The following is a 25,147-nucleotide window of genomic DNA, read 5'->3' as shown; positions in this document are numbered from 1 at the left end:
ATTGAATACCCAATTCTAAGATTGACACACCAAACGTTGTTGGCAGCCAATCTTCAATAACTCCCCCAGGAATGCATTAACCTGGTACTTTTCATCGCTATGATACATGCGTAAATTGGGATAATCATACACTGGGCGCAATTGGTAAATCTGTTGACCAGTTAACACTTCTGCTAATTTAGCATCATGATAAATTCTCACTAACACCTTGGGAGTATTAATAAACTCCATGATTTTAACCGGGCGTGAGATCTCAACTAATTGAGTGTATTTGGTATTTTCTAAAATACGGATTACTAATACACCCGCTTCACCTTCGAGTTGCCAGGACTGGCCCACTTCAATATCGAGCGGTAACCACTTCTGCATATAGCCGTAGTTACGCCCGCATAGCGCTAAAAAGTCGCTCACGTTAGGTTGGTAGCGCGGTTTTCGGTGCGATGTTGAAGTAGCCAAACCTTTATCCAACTTTAACCAGTTGCTGATAGTTTAATTGCAACCACTGCAATCCAATTACGGTCGACGCATTGTCTATTGCCCCGTTGACGACCTGATTATAGGCATCCTCACGGTCTAACACATGCAATCGAATATCTTCGTGTTCGTCAGCTAATCCGTGCAGACCTTGCGCCAAGGATGAATCCACCTCGGCCCAATAGAAATAGAAACGCTCCGTACTGCCACCAGGACTTGCCAGATAACTGTTCACATAATGCATATTGCGGGCGGTTAAGCCGGTTTCTTCCAGCAGCTCGCGGTGCGCAACATCCTGCGGCGTTTCGTCGGGCGCAATCATACCTGCGACCAACTCCATTAGCCAAGGAGATTTAGTGGTCGCTAATGCAGGAAAACGAATTTGTTCAATTAAAACAATCTTGTCACGCGCAGCATCATAGGGCAGGACCACCACGGCATGGCCACGCTCGAACACTTCGCGGGTCACGGGTTGGCTCCAACCACCAGCAAATAATTTGTGTTTAAAAGTGAACTGTTCGAGGGCGAAAAAACCTTGATACAGCGACTTTTTCTCGAGAATTTCCACATCTGTTTGCGAAAAACCAGCAGGCTTCATATTTCAATCCTTAAGCGTTAAATTTTCGCCTATTATCAAGGCAATTTGGCTCATTTTTAAAATAAAATCTGTTACACTTCGCAGTTGACTTGAACGTGTGGGAGTTTTTAGACTCTACGACATTAAGTTTTAGCTGTATCGGGAAGCGTCGGGAAGCGCAAACCGCCTTGGTAAAGGCATTACTTAGTCTAAACGAAGTTACATATTTCTCCTTTGGGAGAATTTGTCTAATAAGGACAGCAAATGAAATTTAAGATCCGTTCTCTATGCGCAGCATTAACTCTCGCGGCTTCCGCTCAAGCGGTTCAAGCAGATGATTTACTGCAAATATATCAACAAGCACTGACGAGCGACCCGCTAGTATTACAAGCACAAGCTCAACGTAATGCCTTGTTTGAAAAGATCGAACAAAACCGTGCACCACTGTTACCGACCATCAGCGCTAACGTGGGTTATGACAAAGCATGGAATGATCCTAAGAGCGATACCAGTGGATTGACCGGTAGCCTAAAGCTGAACCAAGTGATCTATGATCACAGCGCTTGGGTTGGCTTAAGCCTTGCCGAAAAAGCCGCTTCTCAAGCCGATTCGACCTATGCATCAGCACTGCAAAATTTGATCACTCGTGTGACTAAAGCCTACTTCGATGTATTAACGGCAAAAGATAACTACGAGTTCCAAGGCGCAGAAAAACGTGCGATTGAGCGTCAACTCGAGCAGACAAAACAACGTTTTGCCGTAGGTTTAACTGCGATTACCGACGTACATGAAGCGCAAGCTCAGTATGACTTAGCCTCGGCGACTGAAATTTTGGCTGAAAACACACTAGCCAACAGCTACGAAGCCCTGCGTGAAATCACAGGTATCGATCACAAGACCATTAATGTGCTCGACACCAACCGTTTCTCTGCGGTAACGCCAGCACCTACATCATCGAGTGAGTGGCTAAAGATTGCTGAAACCAACAGTGTCGATCTGATGACTCAACGCATCGGTAAAGATATCGCTCAAGAGACCATTAGCCTCTACAAAGCGGGCCATATGCCATCTCTTAGCCTAAACGCAGGTTATAACAAAGGCTTAGAGCAAAAAACGGGTGATGTGAACGAGCCAGATTTTGACAATGTGAACGTTGGCGTGAACTTAAGCATTCCGATTTTCGAAGGCTTTAAAGTCACATCACAGGTCAAAGAAGCACAATTCCAATACGTGGAAGCGAGCGAGAAGTTAGAGCAAACCTACCGTAGTGTGGTGAAAAACGTTCGTAACAACTACAACAACGTAGGCGCTTCAATCAGCTCAATCCGTGCCTATGAGCAGTCAGTGATTTCATCTGAAAGTGCGTTAAAGGCAACACAAGCGGGCTTCGAAGTTGGTACTCGTACCATTGTTGACGTACTGAACCGTACCCGTGATCTGTACGACTCAAAACGTAAATTGTCGGATGCTCGTTACAGCTACATCAACTCAATTATTGCGTTGAAACAAGCTGCTGGCACCTTAAATGAAGACGATGTTATCTCTATCAACAACGGTCTAAAAGCCGAATAAGATAGCGATACCTCCCATAAAAAAACCGCCTAAATGGCGGTTTTTTTATGGCTGATTCATTCGCGTTAACGCTTAGAAGTCAATTTCTACACCGGCGAAATAACCGTCAAACTTGGTATCGGCGCTGATGCCAGAGAAGTTGTTTACATCAAAGGCAAACTCACGATAACCAACGCGTACACGGGTATCCACCGCCACGCCGTCAAACTCCCAACCTAAGCCGATAGCGTAGTCGTGTACGTTAGACTCGTTTACCCCAAGCATTAAATCCGCAAAGCCGAATAACCCAAGGCCTGGCATGCTCACGTGTGTGCTGGCATAACCCATTACAATGCCGCTATCGACGTCTTTCTCTTCTGGGTGACCCGCATCTTGAACGCGCAGAGAACCGTTCATCAGCTTATAGGCAGCACCGAGATCCAAAGACAGAATGTCGTTATCCAGCAACTCGTAATACAGCACAAAATCGGTGTTGCTCAGATCGGTATAGCTGGTCACATTGCCAGTAAAATCATGGCCATTGAAGCTGAAGTCAGCATTAGCCAGACTGCCCTTCTGATCTAAGCTATTTTCACGAATTTTAAGATTTGGGATAAACGGCAGCGGATGCTCAACCGCAATCCAGTAGCTACCTTGAGCCGATGAACTGTAGTCAAACCCTTGTTGTGGCTGACCTTTATCGGAAAAAGTACCACTGGTATCGGCGCGCCAGTAATCGCCACCAATTTTGAATCCAACCACAGTTGCCGCTTGGGCAGAAGTGGCCATTAAGCATCCTAATACCGCACTGGCGAGGAGTGTTTTTTTCATAATTAACCTTGAGATAGCAAGTTCGTTAAATCAATCACCGCGGCATTCGCACGGGACACATAGTTAGCCATAACCAATGAATGATTAGCGACTAGACCGAAACCACTGCCATTAAGTACCACAGGGCTCCAAACTGTTTGTTGAGTCGCCTCCAGCTCACGAATGATCTGTTTCAGGCTGACCTCAGCATTTTTCTTTTTCAATACGTCAGCAAAGTCGACTTCGACTGCACGCATAAAATTCAGCAGTGCCCACGAGGCACCACGGCTCTCATAGAACACATCATCAATTTTCCACCAGCTGGTTTTCACCTGATGGCTAGCTAAATTCGGGGTAGATTGGCGCGCAGCATTATCGCCAGCTAAATCGGTATTTAACCGCTCCTGGCCAACACTCGCCGATAAGCGTTGCGACATACTGCCTAAGCGTTTTTGAACTTCTTTGAGCCACTCGTTGAGGTTGTCGGCACGGGCGTAAAACTGGGCATCCTGATTGTTTGGATCCATCATGCGCGCGCGATACAACTTGAGCAGCTTAACGCCATCGCGATATTCGCTCTCGGCGCTTGGCACTAACCAACTGGTATGGTCGATGTTCAGCTTAGCTTGCGCTTCGCTTAGGTCCTTATCCGCAGCGGATTGGGACTGGGAGCGGCTAAACTCTTTACGCATAATCAGTGCTAAATCACGGACTTGCTCTAAAGCGCCATACTCAAACGCGGGCATGTTATCCATAAAAATCGAAGGTGGCATCACATCGTTCGATAACCAGCCGCCCTGCTTATCCAGCAGTGTTTCAACGGTCAGGATCAACGACGTAGTGGTTGCATAACCCACGACATTCTTCTCTGTGGCCGTCAGCTGTTGTGGTGTCAGGGTATCGGGTTCAATACTCCACCACACGCTGACTAGATAACCAATTAAAACAACAAATAAACCAACTCCGGTGACCTTCTTCCATGTTATTTGCATCAAGTGACTCCTTAATGATGGTGATGATGCTCATGTTCAGCAGCATTCTCGGCCTGCTTAGCAACAGGCAATGTAATCGTTATATTCTCGCCATCGTCAAACGCTAACTGCAGTTTAACTTGCTGATCTAGGGCTAATGGGGCTTTGAGTCCGATGAGCATCACATGCTCTCCAGACGGCGAGAAGGTTAATTTTCCGTGGGAGGGTATATCGAAACCTTCAACATGGCGCATCTTTACCATGCCTTGTTCTTCGATGATGGTATGTAATTGCGCTTCCTTCGCGACCTCAGTTGCCACTCCGGTGAGGCGAACCGTTTTATCACTATGGTTCTCCAGCGTAAAGTAAGCGGCGGTATTTGGTACTGTATCAGGCATTGCACGGACATGACCTTCGGTCATCACTACGTTAGCGAAAACAGAAAATGAGGCACAGGATAATGCGACAAAATTAAACATCTGTTTGAATATCGGTTTCAATGTCTTAAACTCCATGTCTACCCAATGTCGTCGTAAAGGAAAACAACCCATGAGTCATATACAGGTTCGGGATGATCAGGGCGTTCGTATTATCAGCTTTAATCGCCCAGATAAACGCAATGCACTTGATCTTAATATGTATAAACAACTGACAGAATACCTGATCGAAGGTGAAGCAGACAACGACATTCGTGCCTTTATGCTCCATGGCGAAGATAATTGTTTCACCTCGGGCAATGATGTTGCTGACTTTTTGAAAAATAGTGACTTAGGTCCAAATCACCCCGCAGTGCGCTTCCTATTTTGCCTATTGGAACTCAAAAAACCGCTGGTCGCCGCCGTCTCTGGTGCCGCCGTTGGCATTGGCACAACGGTGCTGCTGCACTGTGATTTGGTCTATGCCGATAACACGGCTAAATTCCAACTGCCCTTCGTGAATTTGGCCCTAGTGCCCGAGGCTGGCGCAAGCTTACTCTTACCCGAATTGGTGGGTTATCAAAAGGCGGCGGAGCTATTGCTGCTCGGCGAAAGTTTTGATGCCAATACAGCGCACAGGCTGAATATCATTAACGATGTTATCGCCCAAGAAGAGTTGCTCGGTTATGCCCTAAATCAGGCCAAGAAACTGGCTAATCAGCCACCGCAAGCACTGCAAATTACCCGTCAGTTGATGCGACCACATAAAAACCGCGTGCAACACCAGATGCATCAAGAGCTAGAACAATTTAGTGCAAGACTTAAAAGTGATGAAGCAAAAGCCAGATTTCAGGCTTTTCTTAAAAAGTGATACTCACTTAAACAGTGTTCACTATTGGCATGAGGGTCGATGTGCCCTCTTGTTGATAGCATCCCGCTAAAGGCTGTGTCCATAAACTTGCATCGGCTAATCCATTCACGTTCCCAAATTGAGGGAGCAAAAACGTGGGTTAAATCGGTCTTTTCCATTGGTTCACAAGTAAGGCCAGTACAAAGTAAACTAGCAGACTCACACCAGGCATAAATAGAATCGCGCCGGCCCACACTACACGAGTCCAAAAACAGGACCAACCGAATTGCCACGCCATACCAGAGGCAACACCACAGACTAAACGTTCTGAATTGTCCATTCGCATTTGCGCTCGTTTCATTTTGAACTCCAATTGATGAATATTTTACTTATCGCTGACACTGTGCCACTGAAACCAGCAGATAATTCCTGAAAACAACGCGAGGCTAATCACTGGTAGCAGTAGCAGAGTCATAAGAGGTGCTACAAACCACATAGGCAGCTCCTTACTTGTTTGCGCTGTATTCGCCTGAGGTGACAGACTCACCTTGGTTATCCGCGCTGAGTGTTAGCTGGCTATTGAAGTCATAGATACTTTCAGCTAATTGTGTTTGCAGTGATAACACCAGTTCACGCTTAGTGTTAACCAGCAACTCCTGTGCTTGGGTGCTCAGCGTTTGCTCGATGGCGCCCACTACATCAGATACAGGTGCCGCTTCGGCGTGTACTGCAACACTCGCCATTAATGCACCGAATAACACACTTGCTTGAACTGATTTTTTAACGTTTGAAGTAAACATGATGTCGTCCCTTTCCGATTGATTAACTTGACATAGAGACTATTACAAAGGGCGTGCCAACTTATCAAAACAAACTTAAGTCGATGATTTACATTGATTTAATAATTTATTTAAAGCAGGAACGATATAGGCGAGATATTTGAGAAAGGTAAAGTGGTGAAAAATACTACAGGCATTAGTCAATCTCACCACTTTTTAAATCGAATAATTATTGAGCAACCATTTCACTCTGGATACTTTGATAAGCCTGCTTGACCACCTCAATATCTGCACCGTTTTTATGGGCGTTTTCGCTCAAATAACGACGCCACGCACGGGCACCCGGTAAGCCTTGGAATAAGCCAATCATATGGCGAGTGATATGATTTAAGCGCCCGCCCGCCTGCAAGTGAGCCTCGATATAGGGCAACATAGTCTCAATCACAGCTTCACGGCTAATCACCGCCTTCTGACTGCCACAGAGCAGTTGGTCAACCTGCGCCAGAATATAGGGGTTTTGGTAAGCCTCACGTCCTACCATCACACCATCTAAGTGCTGCAAGTGGTTTTTAGCCTGTTCAAGGCTAGTGATACCGCCGTTAATGCTGATATTGAGCGTCGGATAATCACGCTTAAGCTGATACACCCGGTCGTAGTCTAAGGACGGGATCTCGCGATTTTCCTTCGGACTTAATCCCTGTAACCACGCCTTACGCGCATGGATAATAAATTCACCACAGCCTTTAGCCATAACAGTATCAATAAAGTGCGTCAGAAACTCATAGCTATCCAGCTCGTCAATGCCGATGCGCGTTTTTACCGTCACAGGAATATCAACCACTTGCTTCATGGCATCGACACACTCAGCCACCAGCTCAGGTTCGGCCATCAAACAGGCACCAAAGCGACCGTTTTGCACCCGATCGGAAGGACAACCCACATTGAGGTTTACTTCATCATAACCGCGCTCGGCGGCAAGTTTGGCGCAGCGAGCAAGTTCAGCAGGATTCGAGCCACCCAATTGCAATGCAAGGGGATGTTCCTCTTGGTTATAGGCAAGATAATCACCACGGCCATGCAAAATCGCCCCCGTTGTCACCATCTCGGTATACAGCAAGGCATTGGCCGACATTAAGCGAGCAAAATAACGGTAATGACGATCCGTCCAATCCAACATGGGCGCAATGGAAAAGGTGCGGTCGAGCTGTAGACCATCATTAAGATTATTTTTCAACACGTGACTATCGACTCAAGTAATTAAAATTTGCCAGTAAGTTAAAGCTTAGAGGGATAAAGCGCCTTAATTTAAGCCGCTGATGAGCAATGCAGCACCAGCGTAAAAATACAAAAACAGTAAACGAGTTAACGTTTACTGTTTTGTTGCCCCTCAGAGCTGGCGGGATTATACCCTAAACCGCCCGCTTTGGGGAGATGAAGCGAGGAGAGAAGCCTAGCTTAGAATCACTACAACTCGCTCCAACGTCTGAGCAAGTTATGGTAAACCCCCGTCAGATTAAACAACTCTTGTTCTGGCGCGGCCTGCGCCGTCAACGATTGAATCGATTGATCGAGTTGAAATAGCAAACGACGCTGCCCCTCATCGCGCACCATACTCTGCAGCCACATAAAAGCGGCGGTACGTTCACCCGAGGTAACAGGAGTAACCTGATGCAGACTTGTCGAGGGATACAACACCAATGAGCCCGCAGCGAGCTTAATGGATTGCTGGCCATAGGTATCTTGGATCACCAGCTCACCACCTTGATAAGTGTCTGGTTCACTTAAAAATAAGGTGGCAGACAGATCGGTACGCACCATGCCTTCGCTGGTCGAGCGAATCGCATTATCGATATGATAACCAAAGGTTTCGCCACCTTGATAACGATTAAACAAGGGAGGATAAAACTGTAATGGCAGCGCCGCCGAGACAAATAAAGGGTGGGCCAACAAGCGTGCCATGATCAGCTCACCGATTTGCAGTGCGACAGGGTCATCTTTGTCTAACTGCTGGTTACGTTTACGGGTGCTCGCCATTACGCCCGAGGTCTGGTTGCCATCAATCCAAGTGCGGGCATCGAGCTCTTCCCTTAGCTGATTGACTTCTTCTTTAGAAAAAACATTCGGAATTTCAATAAGCATTTCAACATCCAATTGGAATAGCATAAACATCAAAGGCAGCCCTAGGGCTGCCATTCAGATCTCGATTAATACGGCTTAGAAGTGCATATCGGCACTTAACATCACTAAGCGACCAGGGGCCATATTAGCAAAGTGCGCGGTGTACGCCTTATCGTAATAACGCTCATCCGTTAGATTCTGCACGTTCAGGCGTAAGGTCAAGAATTCACTCATTTTATAAGATGAAGTCAAATCAAAACGCCAGTAGGATGGAATCGATAACGTGTTAGCCGTATTACCATAAACTTTACCCATGTAGTACGCGCCCGTACCAACAGTAAAATCCTCAGTCACATCGTAAGTCGTGAATAAACTTAAGCTATTTTTAGCGGTATTGGGGAAGCGGTTACCATTTTGCGCTTGGTTATAACCATTGCTTTCCAAGGTCGCATCCAAATAAGTGTAACCACCAAAACCGTGCCAATGCTCAGTAAAGTCACCGGAGAAGCCAAGTTCGAAACCTTTCACCTTTTGCTCACCGACGTTTTCCTGCGGCGAGTTACGATCGCCAGAGGTCGCAACTCGAGCGTTGTTTTTCTCAATTTGGAATACCGAACCATTCAGAGATAAACGTCCAGCAAAGAAGTCCCACTTAGTGCCTAACTCATAGCTTTCCGTATCTTCCGGCTCTAAATCGGCGTTGGTACTGCCGAGGCGATCCGCACCATCACCATTTGAGGTCCCCGGTGGGTTAGAAGAAGTACCCCATGCGGCATAAATACTGCCGTTTTCGGCAGGCTTATAAAGTACCGATAATTGATAGTTAAAGAAGTCGGTATCGTTACTGAATTCAGAGGTCGAATTCTCAGCACTGGTGCTGTAATCATCCCAACGGATCCCGGCGTTCACCATCCAGGCTTCGGTTAACTCAATGGTGTTAAAGGCATAAAGCGAGCGAGTATCGGTTTCTGTAACAGTCGCATCGGTACCTAGGGTAATAGTGCCAACCCAAGGATCGTGCGGATTTGGATTATCCAGCAGCGTACAGTTGTAGTTGTCCAGCATCGCCTGATTACAACCCGCGTTGCGGCCATTACCCGTATCGACGGTGTAACTCAAGTTGCTGGTACGTTCGTTACTGAGTTCAGTACCGACGGCAAAACGGTTAGTCATTCCCGCGAGTTTTGCTTCACCCGAAAGCTGCAATTGAGTTGCTAAGGTCTTAGTGACCGAATGGCGCGACTTGGTGTTTCGCCAAACATAACCATTAGCCACGTTGCCCGTAGTGTCGTCTGGGTTAGTCACAATATAGTAATTGCTGTTACGGCTATAGATGGAGGTCGAAGTGAACTGCATGTCGTTGTTAAAATCATGGCTGATCAACACTGACGCCGTATCATCCATAGTGTCGCGAAAATCGCGCGACAACAAACCGTAGAAGTTATCAGTGTCGACATCCGCAGGTTGACCCGTTGCCTGATCGTAGGGAATACCGTAATCAGGAATATCATGATTTTCAAAGTGATAATATTCGAGCGTGACTTTGGTTGGCGTGGTTAAACCAAAGGTCACCGAAGGCGCTACACCCCAACGATTCCCCGTGACTTCATCGCGCCCCGGGGTGTCGGCATCGTGGGCCATCATGTTGATACGGACCGCAGCCTCATCGGCAATCACATGGTTGACATCGACACTGGCGCGTTTAAGCGAATCCGTTCCGACGGCAACATCGGCATTAATAAAGTCTTCGGATTGGGCCTTTTTAGTCACAATGTTGATGCTACCACCTACGGCGCCACGACCGTTGTATACAGAGCTTGGGCCTTTCAGAACTTCAATTTGTTCAATGTTAAAGGTTTCGCGGCTTTGTGAGCCCACATTACGCATACCATTGATAAAGGTTGAAGATTGAGCATCGTAACCACGGATAAAGGGTCTATCACCGTAAGGGTTGCCGCCCTCACCTGTCCCTAGTGTGATACCGGGTGTTGCACGCAGTGCATCGGTAAAACTCTGGGCGCCCATATCCTTGATCAAATCTTGATTAATAACGGTAACGGTTTTAGCGGTATTGAGCAGATCTTCGGTAAATTTACCCGATTGCACTTTACGGGTGTTGTAACCTAAGTACTCACCGTTCACTTCAATATGTTCAACTTTCTTCTCAACGACTTGTGGCTGCGGCTCCGTCGCCATAGCCGGAGCGGCTGAAACCGCCATACCAATCGTTAACGAACCTAAAACATGGGCACCGAGCGTAACTCGGCCATTGCGGCGTTTTGCAAATTTCATCAAAAGCATTCCTGTTGCGGAGTAAACTCTGTAACAGATGTCCCCCATCTGTTAATCGCCGCTAATATATGCAAAACATAAATTGCAATCAATAATTATTATCATTTACATTACAATTTAATATTGGTCACAATTTGAAGCTGAAATGCGCGCTAGGTCTTACTGACGGTTGAATAAGTAAGATTTCCATACCTAATCCAAACTAACACTATGAAAATTAATGCAATTAAATTTATATAACGGTGACAATCGAGAATATTCTCAGGAACGACCTCTGTTTATTTAGGTGAAATTGGCTGATCTACAGGGAGTAAGCAAACTTAGGCTGACAAAATCGCGTATCGATAATCGGAGCTAAAAATGTCGAAAATGCGGCTCTTGAGTGATGTGGTTTTAAGCTGATTCTAGGATAAATAACAATAAAATCGTGAAATTAACCTCACATTTCCATTTGTGTCATCTAAGCTGATAGAGTGTGATTAAGATTGCTGTGGTTCAGCGACTTTTCGTCTAACCTTAATGACATGGTGACCATAAGGCTTAAGTTCACAAGAGGAAACACTGAAGCATGAACGTCAATTTTATTAACCCTTTTCTGCAATCCCTGCTCAATGTCATTTCGACGATGGCAAGCATGGATCTCACTCCGGGCAAGCCCCAAATTAAAACCGACAACTTAGCCAAGGGTGATGTGTCCGGGTTAATTGGTATGGTTGGGCCGCAGACTAAGGGGTCGTTATCTATTACCTTTGAACAAAAACTGGTACTGCAGATCATGCAAAATATGCTTGGGGAAAACCCAGGTAAGATAAATGAAGAAGTCACCGATCTCGTGGGTGAAATCACCAACATGGTCACAGGTGGAGCAAAAAATCTTTTAGGGCAAAAGGGTTACGAGTTCGAAATGGCAACTCCTATGGTGGTTTCGGGTAAAGGGCATACCATTTCCCACAAAGCGAATGGCACCAAAATTATCATGCCCTTCAGCAGCCCATACGGCACTGCTTTTATTGAAATCTGCTTTGAGAATTAATCCGTTACCACTAACTCCCCTTTAGCCTTCCTTTCACGTCGCTCTGCAAGCTTGATTATTGCCTCAATGGTGCAATAACCAAGTGCAGAACGGCTGACAGTTCTCTCAATCATCCGCTTGCAAGGCATAAAAAAACGGCGCAAATGCGCCGTTTTAGTATTCACTCCGATGGCTTATGCAAGACACACAGCGACCCTTGGGGTGAGTTTAGTCACTAACTCATAGGCGATGGTGCCAATATGTTCAGCCACTTCCTCAACGGGTAAAGCGGCGCCCCAAAGCAATGCTTCATCGCCCACAAGGTCTGTCGCATCTGCACCTAAATCAACAGTTAACATATCCATAGATACACGACCAACGATCGGTACTCGGCGACCATTAACCCACACTGGCGTGCCTTCTGGCGCATTACGCGGATAACCATCGCCGTAACCAATGGCCACAACACCAAGGCGAGTATCTTGTTTCGCCGTCCAATAACAACCATAGCCAACGGGTTGTCCTGCCTTGTGGTCACGCACCGCAATTAAACGCGAAACTAAATTCATCGCCGGGATCAGACCATGATTGGCGCCGCAATCCCCCGTCACCGGAGACACACCATAGAGCGCGATCCCAGGACGGATCCAGTCCCCTTGGCTCTTCGGCCAATAGAGGGCACCCGCAGAATTGGCTAAGGTTCGAAACCCAGGTAAATCCGCGGTTAACTGGTTAAAGGTTCGCATTTGCACTTGGGTGTAATGATTTTCAGGCTCATCGGCACAGGCAAAGTGAGTCATCAAATGGATGGGCTTGGCGACATTGTCACAGGCCATCAAGCGCGCATACACCTGCGTAAATTGCTCAGGGGTTACGCCTAACCGATGCATGCCAGAATCCACTTTCAACCATACAGTGACAGGTTTTGAGAGCGTCGCCAGCTCTAGCATTTCGATTTGCGACTCGTGGTGCACTACAGTATCGATATCGTGGGCCACCAACAAAGGTAAATCCGTGCTGCGAAAGAAGCCTTCAAGCAATAACAAGCGCGCCTTCACGCCACCAGCACGGAGCTCTAAGGCCTCTTCTAAACGGGCTAAGCCAAAGCCATCGGCCGTGTGTAAACAGTTGGCGACATTTAATAATCCATGACCATAACCATTGGCTTTCACCACCGCCATTACTTGGCTGCGACTCGCCTGTTGACGCAAGACGGCGAGATTGTTCTGCAGTGCACTACTGCTAATTTCTGCTCGGGGAAAAGGTTTCAAAATTTGCCTTGTCTATTTGGAAAGTCAGGAAATAAAAAGAATACATAAGCAGTGCTTAGCTTCTAACACCAGCAATTAATCTTCTTCAAACTGCGGGCCAGCGTAATTATCAAAACGGGAAAACTGGCCTTGGAAGGTCAAGCGCACACGTCCAATTGGGCCGTTACGCTGCTTACCGATAATGATTTCTGCGGTGCCCTTATCGGGAGAATCGTTGTTATACACCTCATCACGGTAAATAAACATGATGAGGTCCGCATCCTGCTCAATAGAACCCGATTCACGTAAGTCCGAGTTTACTGGGCGCTTATCGGCACGTTGTTCGAGCGAGCGGTTAAGCTGGGACAGTGCAATCACGGGGATCTCTAACTCTTTAGCCAATGCCTTGAGAGAGCGAGAGATTTCGGCAATTTCTAGGGTACGGTTGTCCGATAAGGCCGGCACTTGCATCAGCTGCAAGTAGTCGACCATGATCATCGACAACCCGCCATACTCACGGGCAATACGGCGGGCACGGCTGCGTACTTCGGTCGGCGTTAAGCCAGAGCCGTCGTCGATATACATCTTGCCCTGCTCGAGCATAATCCCCATGGTCGAGGATACACGCGCCCAATCCTCATCATCGAGTTGTCCGGTACGGATTTTGGTTTGGTCGACGCGGCCCAAGGAGGCCAACATACGCATCATGATCTGTTCCGAGGGCATCTCGAGACTGAAAATCAGCACTGGCTTGTCTTCATTCATCGCCGCCTGTTCGCAGAGGTTCATCGCGAAGGTGGTTTTACCCATAGAAGGACGCGCCGCGACAATAATCAAGTCGCCGGATTGGAAGCCAGCAGTCATGCGGTCGAGATCGCTAAAGCCGCTCGACACCCCAGTCACACCGTTGTGTGGGTTATTGTAGAGCTGCTCAATCTTATCGACGGTTTTTTCGAGAATGGTTTTAATGCCTTCTGGACCTTCGTTGGCATTGGTGCGCTGCTCGGCAATCTTAAAGACTTTACTCTCGGCCAAGTCGAGCAAGGCGCTGGAATCACGCCCTTCGGGATTGTAACCCGCATCGGCAATCTCATGGGCGACACGGATCATCTCCCGCACCACGGCGCGCTCGCGCACGATCTCGGCGTAGGAAACAATGTTACCCGCGCTCGGGGTGTTTTTGGCAATCTCGCCTAAATAGGCAAAGCCGCCCGCTTCTTCAAGCTGGTTTTCAACTTCAAGCTGTTCAGAAACCGTAATCAAGTCGATGGGTTGACCACTTTCGACTAAACGGTGCATGGCCGCAAAAATCATTCGGTGCGAGCGGGAATAAAAATCCTCTTTCACCACAGTCTCGGCCACTTTATCCCAAGCGTCGGCGTCTAACATTAGGCCACCTAAGACCGATTGTTCAGCCTCTATCGAATGCGGCGGCAGCTTTAAGCTATCGACCTGCACATCTGTCGGCTTATTCTTAGGTTTAAACGCACCTTGTTGTGACATTAACACTCCCGATTTCCAACAACTTAACAAAATATGATATAAAACCCGCGTCAAGCAAACAGGCTGTTTACATTCGCCTGTTACCTCATTCCAACGGACACTCTAACTAAAAATAAGGAAAGAACATGCGTATTGCATTGGTTGCAGCCTTAGTACTGACCTCAGGCGTAGCAACAGCCGATGAAGGACAATGGCAACCTTACCAAATGCCTTCAATTGCGGACAAACTCAGCGCGCGTGGAATCGATATTCCCGCTGACAAATTAGCCGATCTCACCAGTTATCCTATGAATGCCGTTGTCGGGCTGGGCTATTGTACCGCCAGTTTTGTCTCGCCCCAAGGGCTAGTTGTGACAAACCATCATTGTGCCTACAAGGCGATACAATATAACACTAAGAAAGAACATAACTATCTCGAACAGGGCTTTTTAGCCACCTCGATGGATAAAGAACCGTCGGCGGGCCCTAACGAGCGTTTATACATCACCGAAGCTGTGACCAATGTCACCAGCGATGTCACCAAAGACTTAAGTCAAGATCCGCTCAAACGCTACGAAGAGATTGAAAACCAAAGCAAAGCCTTGATCAAAAGCTGTGAGGCCAATGATAACTACCGCTGTAACGTTCGCAGCTTCCACAATGGTTTGGAATATTACCTCATCAAGCAATTGATGATCCGCGATGTGCGCTTAGTGTACGCGCCACCAGAAAGCGTTGGCGCTTACGGCGGTGATATTGATAACTACGAATATCCACGCCACTCGGGCGATTTTGCCTTCCTGCGCGCCTATGTGGGTAAAGATGGCAAACCTGCTGCCTACAGCGAAGATAACATTCCTTACACGCCAAAGAGTTACCTGAAAGTAAACGCCGATGGTGTGAAAGCGGGCGACGGCGTGTTTGTGGCGGGTTACCCTGGCACCACCAGCCGTTACAATCTCACCAGCGAGCTAAAATTTGCCAGTGATTGGCTGTATCCCACTCAGGCAAAACGCTATCAATTACAGATTGATACTATCGAAGCCATGGGTCAGGAAGATGCCGACATCGCCATTAAATATGCGGGCAATATGGCGTCGATGGCAAACCGAATGAAAAAACTCAACGGTCTGCTGGCTGGCTTTAAAGCCACGGATATAGTCGGCATTAAGCAGCAACGCGAAGATGATTTTCTGGCTTGGTTAAAGAAAAACCCTAGCCTTAATCAAAACCTTATCAGCGAGCTAGAAGTTTTATTGGCCGAGCAGCAACTGCAAACCCAAACCAATTATTACTTCACCAACGCCCAATCAAGCACACTGCTCACTGCGGCCAATAGCCTCTATCGCTTAGCCAAGGAAAAGCAAAAGAGCGATGCCGAGCGTGAAATCGGTTACCAAGAGCGTGACCTTGCCATGTTCAGCTCGCGCCTGAAGCGTATCGACTCCAGCTTTGATGTTAAAGTCGATAAAACCCTGTGGTTACAAGATTTAAATGCCTACTTGTCGCAGCCTAATCGCGTTGCTGCTTTAGACAATATGCTGAATCTAGACGATAAAAACGTCAGCCTAGAAGCAAAACTCGATGGTTTGTATTCACTCACGACGCTAACCGACCAAGCGCAACGTCTGGCGTGGATGGATGCCGATGCCAAAGCCTTTGAAACCAGCAGCGATCCTTTTATCCGCCTCGCTGTCGCGTTGTACGACACCAATATGGCGCAGGAAAAGGCAGAAAAAATCCTTGCGGGTAAACTGTCTACCGCGCGTCCTGCCTACATGGCTGCCGTTATCGACTACTACAAAGCCAACAACTGGCCAGTGTATCCCGATGCAAACGGTACCCTACGTATCAGCTACGGCATGGTCGATGGTTATCAATCCCGTGATGCCCTGTACAAACAGCCCTTTACACGCCTCGATGGCATAGTCGCTAAGCACACCGGCGTTGAGCCCTATAACGCTCCGAAAAAACTGCTCGATGCAATTCATGAGCAGCGTTTTGGCGATCACTTAGTGAAATCTGTCTACCAAGATCCACGCGGCTGGATTTGCCGTCTGTTCTCTTGCTTAGACAAGCCAGAAGAGTTTAACTCTGTGCCAGTTAACTTCCTGTCGAGTGTCGATACCACAGGCGGCAACTCGGGCTCGCCCGTCTTTAACGGTAAAGGCGAACTCGTCGGTCTTAACTTCGATTCCACCTATGAAGCCATTACCAAGGACTGGTTCTTCAACCCTACCATCACCCGTGCCGTGCACGTGGATATTCGATATATCCTGTGGATGATGGATGAAGTCGACCATGCTGATAATTTAATTAAAGAACTCGAGTTAGTGAGAAATTAATATTAAGTTAATATTCAGCATTAATGGATAATAAAATTCGCCAATATTAACTCAATTAATTTAACCGATATAAATTAAGCATATTTAAAAGCCGTTCAAGGAATATTCTTTGGACGGTTTTTTATTTTAAGCAATTTACTAATTTGTGATCTATTACATTTTCCATTCGCCATAATAGTTCATCAACCATCTTAATTAGCATTATTTAAATCAAGAGAGATCATGGACAATTTGTCCAAGCACAAAATCAAAACGAGTGATAACACCCTCATAATGCAATAAATCACACAAAAAGCCTTTAAAATACAACAAACAGTGTTAGGCAACTAAGATCAATGCTACAACACACTGTATATAAAGAATAAACTTAAAGATACCAGATAAAGCACAAACGGAAAATCCTATTTTTATTTCTAAAAAATTATCAAAAACGACTAATAAAACCATTAAAAACGTCTATTTTATCAAAAAGAATAAAACTTGATCGCTCTCAAGTTTTTTCCAGAATCAATTTCCTATTATCCAGCCGTCTAAAACTTACCAATACGCTTTTGCCCTAGGCATAAGCTGCTAAGTAAATACATTAAATAACACTGAAAATATAATTCAGGTTGAAAATGAGGAACGCGAAATCCTATGACAGCGACAACTTATCAACCGGGAGAAATCCAAGGGCTGATCAAGATAAATGCATCTAAATGTAAAGGATGTGATGCTTGTAAACAGTTCTGCCCAACCCATGCCATTAATGGCGCCTCGGGTGCAGTGCACTCTATTGATGAAGATAAATGCTTAAGCTGCGGTCAATGTTTAATTAACTGCCCCTTTAGCGCCATTGAAGAAACCCACAGCGCCCTTGAAACCGTCATTAAAAAGCTCGCCGATAAAAATACTACCGTCGTCGGCATTATCGCTCCTGCCGTGCGGGTCGCAATTGGTGAAGAGTTCGGTTTAGGCACGGGCGAACTCGTGACGGGTAAACTCTATGGTGCCATGAATCAGGCAGGCTTTAAGCTTTTCGACTGTAACTTTGCCGCCGATCTCACCATCATGGAAGAAGGCAGTGAGTTTATTCATCGCCTCCATGCCAATGTCAAAGGTGAAGAAAATGCAGGGGCGCTACCGCAGTTCACCTCCTGCTGCCCAGGTTGGGTGCGCTACCTTGAAACCCGCTATCCAGCGCTACTACCTAACCTATCCACCGCTAAATCACCTCAACAAATGGCTGGAGCGGTCGCCAAAACCTATGGCGCTAAGGTGTATCAAATGCAGCCGGAGAATATTTTCACTGTCTCTGTGATGCCTTGTACCTCGAAAAAACTCGAAGCCTCACGCCCCGAATTTAACTCGGCTTGGCAATACCATGGTGCTAACACGCCTTCGTACCAAGATATTGATGCCGTGCTGACCACCCGAGAAATGGCTCAATTGCTCAAAATGCTCGATATCGACCTCGCTAATACCCCCGAATATCAAGGCGATAGCTTGTTCTCTGAATACACTGGCGCGGGCACTATCTTTGGTACCACAGGTGGTGTGATGGAAGCGGCATTACGTACCGCCCATAAAGTGCTCACTGGCACTGAAATGGCCAAGTTGGAATTTGAACCCGTACGCGGGCTAAAAGGCGTCAAATCGGCTTCCGTCAGCCTGTTTGATACTCAGCTCAACCAGAATGTGACGGTCAATGTCGCAGTAGTACACGACATGGGCAATAACATCGAACCCGTGCTACGCGACGTAATGGCTGGCACCTCGCCCTATCACTTTATCGAAGTGATGAACTGCGCTGGCGGTTGCGTCAACGGTGGAGGCCAACCTATTGAAGGTAAAGGCTCTTCTTGGCTTGGTAACATTTAACGGGAAACAAAAATGAACAAGAAAAAACACCTATTTGCCGAGGACAGTTTCTTTCTGTCACGCCGTAAGTTTATGGCCGTAGGCGCTGCCTTTGTCGCCGCCATAGCCATTCCTATTGGTTGGTTTAGCAGCAAGCTTGAGCGCCGCAATGAGTACATAAAGGCCAGAAGCCAAGGGTTATATAAGGACGACAGCCTAGCGAAAAAACGTGTTAGCCACGCCAACCCTGCGGTAGAGAAATACTACAAAGAATTCGGTGGCGAGCCATTAGGACATATGTCCCATGAGCTACTGCACACCCATTTTGTCGACCGCACCAAATTAAGCTCTTGATTGGAGATGAAAAATGCATCAAGAACATGATATGAGACCCATTTTAAAACATCCGTTAAACGTCAGGATCTTCCACTACATTCTGCTACTGAGCTTTTTGCCGTTAGCCGCGACGGGTTTGTTATTGTTTTTTAAACCGCTTTCCCAGGAAGGCATGCAGCTAACCTATGATGTGCACATCATTGCGGGGATTGTTATGGCCCTCGATGCCGTGGCATTTACCATCATGGCATTCGACCGAGTGGTGTTATTTATCGCCCGCGTGTTCAGCTTCTCCGGACGCGACGTGAAATGGTTTATGGTGTTAGGCGGTTACCCACAGAAATTCTTACTGGGTAAAAAAGTGCCTATCCCTCCGATGAACAAGTACAACTCTGGCCAGAAGCTATTTGGTGCCTGTGTACTGATTGGCGGCACAGTGCTTATCCTCTCCGGTTTAGTGCTGTGGCTTATCCCTCACGCCGCACCACGGGATATAGTGTGGTTTTTAGGTCAAGCCCATTTGGTCTCTGGACTAGTGTTAACCGCTTTCTTACCCGTGCATTTATTCCTCGCGGTGTACCGCTTCGATGACTTCAAAGCCATGATGATCCACGGCAATGTGCCCTACCATGATGCCGCCGAGTACACCCCGCTATGGGTCAAAAATGAAATTGCCCCCGTTGCCACGAACGGCGAACAACTGACCAGAAAATAGCTAAGTCATCTGCGGCAGTTGCTCAACAACTGCCGCATTTCTGTATTCATATTCAAGGGCATAGATAACCATGAGCACACACGAGCATCATTCCATTACCGTCTCTGACTATAATCCCAACGTCAGCTTTATTGACGATCAGGCGATTTGGCAGGCCATTGAAGAGGCCAGCAATCCGAGTCGTGAACAAATCCAAGCCATTCTCGAAAAGGCCCGTCGATGCGAAGGCTTAAGCATTCGCGAAACCGCTCTCCTGCTACAAAATCAAGATAAAGCGCTGGATGAAGCACTCTTTGCCGTCGCCCGTGAAATTAAAAACACCATCTACGGCAATCGTATCGTGATGTTTGCGCCGCTCTATGTGTCCAACCATTGTGCCAACAGTTGCAGTTACTGCGGCTTTAACGCCGATAACCATGAGCTGAAACGCAAGACCTTAAAACAGGATGAGATCCGCCAAGAGGTCAGCATCCTCGAAGAAATGGGCCACAAGCGGATCCTTGCGGTCTATGGCGAGCATCCACGCAACAATGTGCAAGCCATTGTTGAAAGTATTCAAACCATGTACAGCGTGAAGCAGGGCAAGGGCGGCGAAATTCGCCGTATCAATGTCAACTGCGCGCCAATGAGTGTGGAAGACTTTAAACAGCTCAAAACGGCGGCGATAGGCACTTATCAATGTTTCCAAGAAACCTATCATCAAGACACTTACAGTAAAGTGCACCTAAAAGGTAAAAAAACCGACTACTTATACCGCCTCTACGCCATGCACAGGGCGATGGAAGCAGGAATCGATGATGTCGGTATCGGCGCGCTCTTTGGCCTGTATGACCATAGATTTGAGCTGCTCGCCATGCTCACCCATGTTCAGCAACTCGAAAAAGACTGTGGCGTTGGCCCACATACCATCTCCTTCCCGCGGATAGAACCCGCCCATGGCTCTGCCCTTAGTGAAAAGCCTCCCTATGAGATTGATGATGTGTGCTTCAAGCGAATCGTTGCCATCACTCGCCTAGCCGTACCTTATACCGGGTTGATTATGAGCACGCGGGAAAGCGCTGCGCTGCGTAAAGAATTATTAGAGCTCGGTGTTTCACAAATCAGTGCAGGCTCACGTACCGCCCCAGGAGGCTATCAAGATAGCAAACAAAATCAACATGATGCTGAACAATTTAGCCTTGGCGATCATCGCGCCATGGATGAGATCATCTATGAATTAGTCACAGATTCGGATGCCATCCCCTCCTTCTGTACGGGCTGTTACCGTAAAGGGCGCACTGGCGATCACTTTATGGGATTAGCCAAACAGCAGTTTATTGGCAAATTCTGCCAGCCCAATGCCTTGATCACCTTTAGAGAATATCTGAACGACTACGCCAGCGATAAAACCCGTGAGGCAGGTAACGCCCTGATAGAGCGAGAGCTCGCCAAAATGAGTCCATCACGGGAACGTAACGTACGCGTCTGCCTGAAAAAAACCGATGCGGGTGAACGGGATATCTATCTGTAAATGGCATCTTATTTATTTTCTGAGCCCGGCGTACAGTTGCATTTTGGCCTTAACACTAGCGCCTTACTGAATGCGATAGAGCGCGCTGATGTAATCGTGTTACACGCGGCGATTTACAGCAACTTTGCTAATAATGCGGTGGGCCAATTACTCTCACAGCGCTTACAAAACGCAAGTTTCAAGCAACTCACCCTGATAAAGCTTGAGCCCACTGGTTCTTGGCGGGATGAATTCGCCACTATCCTAAGGCCCGAAATGCCGCAGCGGGAAGTGGAGCGACTCTATGAAAACTCCCGCCACTGGTGCGCCGAGCTAAAGAGACAATTTCCTGAGACGATCAATTTAGTGTCGACCCAAGCGCTGCCACTGCAACCTATATTGCTGATTGGCGATAGACTCTTTGTCGGTCACTACGCCCATAGCCATACCACTTCGGCACAGGGGCTTTGGATAGAGTTTGATGTTATTGCTTTAGGCCTTGCGCCAAACAGCTTAATCGATTGGTTTTATTCCGGCGTCACCGCAGAGCAAGACTCGCCGGTGGCAATAACCCTTGGCCGTTACGTAGAAGAATGTCGCCGCGCCGTGGGCGATCTCTGGTATCAAAGTGTGATTGCGCTGGATAAGGAGCGTCACTGATGCATACCAGCCATATCCCAATCATTCAGCAAGCATCGTTCAGCCCACAACCGAGTTTGCTCAAACCTATGGCGCTCAGTTATGCGCAAATCCTTGAGCTGCTTCAAGGGCAGGACGATGAATGGCTGTTTAGCCGCGCCCAGCTCGCCACTGAGCTCGAATTTCAGCAACAGGTCTATTTACGCGGCATTGTTGAATTCTCGAATCATTGTCGTAACCACTGCCATTACTGTGGACTGCGTAGCGAGAATCGGCAGGTAAAGCGTTATCGGCTCTCGAACGAAGCAATCCTCAGCGCGGTGGATAGCATAGCCGCACTCGGCCTCGGCACTGTGGTGCTGCAATCGGGAGATGATTTTAGCTACAGTTGCAAGCGCATCAGCGCCCTTATTAGTGAAATTAAGCAGCGCCATAACCTAGCAATCACCCTCTCCCTCGGTGATCGCAAACATCATGAGTTGGAAAACTGGCGTGAGGCGGGTGCCGATCGTTATTTACTCAAGATGGAAACCTTCAACCACGCACTCTTTGCTCGCTGTCGCCCTAAAGCCCATTTCGATGAGCGCATCGCAAGACTTGCTCACCTTAAGTCACTCGGCTTTCAGACAGGTTCCGGCATTATCATCGATTTACCTGGGATGACTGACGCTATCTTAGCCCGCGATATTCAATGCTTAACTGAGCTGCAGCTCGATATGCTGGCCTGCGGCCCTTTTATCGCCCATGCGCAAACTCCATTTGCCACATCGCCCAATGGCAGCGCCCTTAAGAGCCATAGGGTGAGTGCGATTTTGCGACTGATGAATCCTGGGGCAAATATCCCCGCGACCAGCTCCCTCGATGCACTCGAAAAAGGCACTCGGGAACTGGCACTCAAGCGAGGCTGCAATGTGATTATGCCCTCCTTCACACCAACACAGGTGAGTGGTGACTACAGCATCTATCCAGGAAAAAACCAGCAACAACATCCGGTTGCGGAGCGACTTAATCATATCTGCCAGCAAATACAAAGCCGTGGGCTAACCCCCTCCTTTAGCCGTGGTGATTCGAAAAGGACTCAATATGTGTCAAGGCATTAATCCACAAGAGCATTCCCAAAACCAATCGGCACCACGGGGCATGCGTTACCATATCGCCTTAGTCGGTCGACGCAATGCGGGTAAGTCATCCCTGCTCAATATGATCGCAGGGCAACAAATCTCCATAGTGTCCGATATTAAGGGCACCACGACAGATGCCGTAGCAAAGGCCTATGAGTTGCAGCCCCTAGGGCCTGTGACCTTTTACGACACGGCTGGGATCGATGATGACGGAGAATTAGGTGCTATGCGGGTGAAGGCGACTCGCAAAGTATTGTTCCGCTCCGATATGGCACTCTTAGTAGTGGACGAACAAGGGCTTTATCCATCGGATATTGCCTTAGTGAACGAAATACAGCAGATGCGAATGCCGATATTGGTGGTATTCAACAAGGCCGATATCTGTACACCTAAAGCTGAAAATATCGCCTTCTGCCAACAGCAATCCTTGCCCTTTATTGTGGTCTCGGCCACCACAGGTCTTGCGACCAAAATGCTTAAGCAGCAGATTATCGATTTAGCCCCCGCGGAATATAAGCAAGAACCCCTGCTAGCGGGCGACCTCTATCAATCGGGGGACGTTATTCTCTGCGTCGTACCAATCGATATGGCTGCACCTAAAGGACGCTTGATCCTGCCGCAGGTACAAATTCTTAGGGAAGCATTGGATCGCAACGCGATCGCTATGGTGGTGAAAGAAACGGAACTAGAAAAGGCATTATCCGTCGTCACACCCAAACTAGTTGTCTCCGATGCACAGGCGATTAAGCAAGTCGCCGCCCTAGTGCCAGCATCGATTCCACTCACGACTTTCTCAACTCTGTTTGCGCGTTTTAAAGGGGATTTGGCCACCCTTGCCGCAGGCGCGGAGGCGTTAGATAAATTGCAAGATGGCGATAAAGTGCTCATCGCCGAAGCCTGCAGCCACAATGTGCAGGAAGATGATATCGGTCGAGTCAAACTCCCCCGCTGGATAAATAGCTATACGGGTAAACAACTCGAATTTATCGTGACGTCCGGCCACGACTTTCCCGATGATTTAGAGCAATATGCCCTCGTCATCCACTGCGGTGCCTGTATGTTTAACCGTAATGAAATGCTCCGTCGCATCCACGAATGCCAACGTCGCAATGTGCCTATCACTAACTATGGGGTCGCGATTTCAAAGCTACAGGGCGTACTACCACGGGTGCTCGCGCCTTTTAACAGCAGTCCTCAGTAATATTTGAGCCTTAGCTTCAGGCTTAGTTGTGATGAACTAGCTAAGCCTATTTATCCTTGATATGAAACAGATAGCCACTTACACAGCAATACGAGCTAAATCGCGCCCATAAAAAAACACCGCCGAAGCGGTGTTTTTCATTTAAAGCAGTTGGTAATTAAGCTTCTGCAACAACAGATACTTTAACAACAGCTTTAACTTCAGTGTGTAACTGAACTTCAACTTCGAAGTCGCCAGTAGTACGCAGAGCGCCTAATGGTAAACGAACTTCAGCTTTAGCCAGTTCAACGCCAGCAGCAGTTACTGCATCAGCGATGTCACGAGTGCCAACTGAACCAAACAGTTTGCCTTCATCACCAGCTTTAGAAGCGATAACAACAGCTTCCAGAGCAGCGATTTTTTCAGCGCGTTGGTTAGCAGCAGCCAGATCAGCAGCTAATTTAGCTTCTAATTCAGCGCGACGAGCTTCAAATACTTTAACGTTGCTTTCGTTAGCAACAACAGCTTTACCTTGTGGCAGCAGGTAGTTACGAGCGTAACCAGCTTTAACTGCAACTTGGTCACCCAGGTTACCCAGGTTAGCGATTTTATCAAGCAGAATAACGTTCATTATCAAATCCTCTATATTCGATTAGGAATACTGCAATTACTGATGTAAATCAGTGTATGGCAGTAGAGAAAGATAACGAGCACGCTTGATTGCGCGAGCTAGTTGACGCTGATATTTAGCACTAGTACCAGTGATACGGCTTGGAACGATCTTGCCGCTTTCAGTGATGTAGTTCTTTAAAGTAACGATATCTTTGTAATCAATTTCTGCAACACCTTCAGCGGTGAAACGGCAGAACTTGCGACGACGGAAATAACGTGCCATTTGACA

At 47.4% G+C, this 25,147-nt stretch carries 25 protein-coding genes; 11 read left to right on the top strand and 14 right to left on the bottom strand.

Annotated features, from left to right (window positions below; genetic code table 11):
• Positions 1-15 precede the first annotated feature (15 nt).
• Together K0H59_RS03670 and nudF are read right to left on the bottom strand one after the other, a co-directional pair.
• Positions 16-456, bottom strand: coding sequence for a DUF1249 domain-containing protein (locus K0H59_RS03670; RefSeq protein ID WP_041417110.1), 441 nt, complete (start codon positions 454-456; stop codon positions 16-18).
• 4 nt (positions 457-460) lie between these two features.
• Entirely contained in the window at positions 461-1,072 is a 612-nt protein-coding gene (gene nudF / locus K0H59_RS03665) for an ADP-ribose diphosphatase (RefSeq protein ID WP_011715886.1), read from the bottom strand.
• 243 nt (positions 1,073-1,315) lie between these two features.
• Here nudF and tolC point away from each other — a divergent pair, with 243 nt between their 5' ends.
• Positions 1,316-2,623 carry an outer membrane channel protein TolC gene (tolC, locus tag K0H59_RS03660; RefSeq protein WP_011715885.1) on the top strand — a complete coding sequence of 436 codons (1,308 nt, stop codon included), beginning with the start codon at positions 1,316-1,318 and terminating at the stop codon, positions 2,621-2,623.
• A 72-nt stretch (positions 2,624-2,695) separates the two neighbouring features.
• Here the strand turns inward: tolC and K0H59_RS03655 are convergent, their stop codons facing one another.
• Genes K0H59_RS03655 through K0H59_RS03645 form a run of 3 tightly spaced genes read right to left on the bottom strand, consistent with a single transcriptional unit; the run spans position 2,696 to position 4,898 of the window.
• Positions 2,696-3,433, bottom strand: coding sequence for a TIGR04219 family outer membrane beta-barrel protein (locus tag K0H59_RS03655; protein WP_088211081.1), 738 nt, complete (start codon positions 3,431-3,433; stop codon positions 2,696-2,698).
• Between the two features lie 2 nt (positions 3,434-3,435).
• A complete protein-coding gene (locus tag K0H59_RS03650; RefSeq protein WP_011623977.1) occupies positions 3,436-4,404 on the bottom strand; it encodes a DUF2333 family protein in 969 nt (322 codons plus the stop codon).
• 11 nt (positions 4,405-4,415) lie between these two features.
• Complete coding sequence (locus K0H59_RS03645) at positions 4,416-4,898, bottom strand: copper chaperone PCu(A)C (protein ID WP_220054693.1); 483 nt, start codon at positions 4,896-4,898, stop codon at positions 4,416-4,418.
• 34 nt (positions 4,899-4,932) lie between these two features.
• On the opposite strand from K0H59_RS03645, the gene K0H59_RS03640 reads away from it, so the two are divergent.
• A complete protein-coding gene (locus tag K0H59_RS03640) occupies positions 4,933-5,670 on the top strand; it encodes an enoyl-CoA hydratase-related protein (protein WP_088211083.1) in 738 nt (245 codons plus the stop codon).
• Positions 5,671-5,809: 139 nt separating this feature from the next.
• Here K0H59_RS03640 and K0H59_RS03635 read toward each other — a convergent pair whose 3' ends face one another.
• The 5 genes from K0H59_RS03635 to K0H59_RS03615 all read right to left on the bottom strand — a co-directional run bounded on the left by K0H59_RS03635 (position 5,810) and on the right by K0H59_RS03615 (position 10,838).
• A complete protein-coding gene (locus K0H59_RS03635) occupies positions 5,810-6,010 on the bottom strand; it encodes a PspC domain-containing protein (RefSeq protein WP_088211084.1) in 201 nt (66 codons plus the stop codon).
• A gap of 145 nt (positions 6,011-6,155) precedes the next feature.
• Positions 6,156-6,449, bottom strand: coding sequence for a hypothetical protein (locus tag K0H59_RS03630; RefSeq protein WP_023268555.1), 294 nt, complete (start codon positions 6,447-6,449; stop codon positions 6,156-6,158).
• A 208-nt stretch (positions 6,450-6,657) separates the two neighbouring features.
• Positions 6,658-7,665, bottom strand: coding sequence for a tRNA dihydrouridine(20/20a) synthase DusA (gene dusA / locus K0H59_RS03625; RefSeq protein WP_220054692.1), 1,008 nt, complete (start codon positions 7,663-7,665; stop codon positions 6,658-6,660).
• A gap of 227 nt (positions 7,666-7,892) precedes the next feature.
• The gene (locus K0H59_RS03620) at positions 7,893-8,567 is read right to left on the bottom strand and encodes a Fe2+-dependent dioxygenase (protein ID WP_220055549.1); all 675 of its coding nucleotides are present in this window, start codon (positions 8,565-8,567) and stop codon (positions 7,893-7,895) included.
• Between the two features lie 75 nt (positions 8,568-8,642).
• Positions 8,643-10,838, bottom strand: coding sequence for a TonB-dependent siderophore receptor (locus tag K0H59_RS03615; protein WP_220054691.1), 2,196 nt, complete (start codon positions 10,836-10,838; stop codon positions 8,643-8,645).
• Positions 10,839-11,406: 568 nt separating this feature from the next.
• Between K0H59_RS03615 and K0H59_RS03610 the strand changes: the two genes are divergently transcribed.
• Entirely contained in the window at positions 11,407-11,871 is a 465-nt protein-coding gene (locus tag K0H59_RS03610; RefSeq protein WP_011715879.1) for a chemotaxis protein CheX, read from the top strand.
• Positions 11,872-12,044: 173 nt separating this feature from the next.
• Here the strand turns inward: K0H59_RS03610 and alr are convergent, their stop codons facing one another.
• Both alr and dnaB read right to left on the bottom strand, forming a co-directional pair.
• Entirely contained in the window at positions 12,045-13,121 is a 1,077-nt protein-coding gene (gene alr / locus K0H59_RS03605; protein WP_220054690.1) for an alanine racemase, read from the bottom strand.
• 75 nt (positions 13,122-13,196) lie between these two features.
• On the bottom strand, positions 13,197-14,603 hold the full coding sequence (gene dnaB / locus K0H59_RS03600) for a replicative DNA helicase (RefSeq protein ID WP_088211721.1): 1,407 nt from the start codon (positions 14,601-14,603) through the stop codon (positions 13,197-13,199).
• Positions 14,604-14,728: 125 nt separating this feature from the next.
• Here dnaB and K0H59_RS03595 point away from each other — a divergent pair, with 125 nt between their 5' ends.
• The 8 genes from K0H59_RS03595 (at position 14,729) to hydF (ending at position 24,267) form a co-directional block, all read left to right on the top strand.
• On the top strand, positions 14,729-16,927 hold the full coding sequence (locus K0H59_RS03595; RefSeq protein WP_220054689.1) for a S46 family peptidase: 2,199 nt from the start codon (positions 14,729-14,731) through the stop codon (positions 16,925-16,927).
• A gap of 636 nt (positions 16,928-17,563) precedes the next feature.
• Positions 17,564-18,787 (top strand): iron hydrogenase large subunit HydA, encoded by a 1,224-nt coding sequence (gene hydA / locus K0H59_RS03590; protein WP_220054688.1) that lies wholly within the window; start codon positions 17,564-17,566, stop codon positions 18,785-18,787.
• Positions 18,788-18,799: 12 nt separating this feature from the next.
• Entirely contained in the window at positions 18,800-19,120 is a 321-nt protein-coding gene (gene hydB, locus K0H59_RS03585) for an iron hydrogenase small subunit HydB (RefSeq protein ID WP_220054687.1), read from the top strand.
• Between the two features lie 31 nt (positions 19,121-19,151).
• On the top strand, positions 19,152-19,817 hold the full coding sequence (locus tag K0H59_RS03580; protein WP_258405888.1) for a cytochrome b/b6 domain-containing protein: 666 nt from the start codon (positions 19,152-19,154) through the stop codon (positions 19,815-19,817).
• A gap of 70 nt (positions 19,818-19,887) precedes the next feature.
• Positions 19,888-21,327, top strand: coding sequence for a [FeFe] hydrogenase H-cluster radical SAM maturase HydG (hydG, locus tag K0H59_RS03575; protein WP_220054685.1), 1,440 nt, complete (start codon positions 19,888-19,890; stop codon positions 21,325-21,327).
• Positions 21,328-21,966, top strand: coding sequence for a hypothetical protein (locus tag K0H59_RS03570; RefSeq protein ID WP_220054684.1), 639 nt, complete (start codon positions 21,328-21,330; stop codon positions 21,964-21,966).
• Positions 21,966-23,045 carry a [FeFe] hydrogenase H-cluster radical SAM maturase HydE gene (gene hydE, locus K0H59_RS03565; RefSeq protein ID WP_220054683.1) on the top strand — a complete coding sequence of 360 codons (1,080 nt, stop codon included), beginning with the start codon at positions 21,966-21,968 and terminating at the stop codon, positions 23,043-23,045. Before K0H59_RS03570 ends, hydE begins: the two co-directional genes overlap by 1 nt.
• Positions 23,029-24,267 (top strand): [FeFe] hydrogenase H-cluster maturation GTPase HydF, encoded by a 1,239-nt coding sequence (gene hydF, locus K0H59_RS03560; RefSeq protein WP_220054682.1) that lies wholly within the window; start codon positions 23,029-23,031, stop codon positions 24,265-24,267. Before hydE ends, hydF begins: the two co-directional genes overlap by 17 nt.
• Before the next feature lie 157 nt (positions 24,268-24,424).
• Here hydF and rplI read toward each other — a convergent pair whose 3' ends face one another.
• A complete protein-coding gene (gene rplI, locus K0H59_RS03555) occupies positions 24,425-24,877 on the bottom strand; it encodes a 50S ribosomal protein L9 (protein ID WP_011623996.1) in 453 nt (150 codons plus the stop codon).
• Positions 24,878-24,913: 36 nt separating this feature from the next.
• A complete protein-coding gene (gene rpsR / locus K0H59_RS03550; RefSeq protein ID WP_006083042.1) occupies positions 24,914-25,141 on the bottom strand; it encodes a 30S ribosomal protein S18 in 228 nt (75 codons plus the stop codon).
• Positions 25,142-25,147 lie beyond the last annotated feature (6 nt).

It is taken from the genome of Shewanella sp. FJAT-51649, assembly GCF_019457435.1.
In the GTDB taxonomy this organism is placed as follows: domain Bacteria; phylum Pseudomonadota; class Gammaproteobacteria; order Enterobacterales; family Shewanellaceae; genus Shewanella; species Shewanella mangrovisoli.
This window is presented reverse-complemented; position numbering and strand designations above follow the sequence as displayed.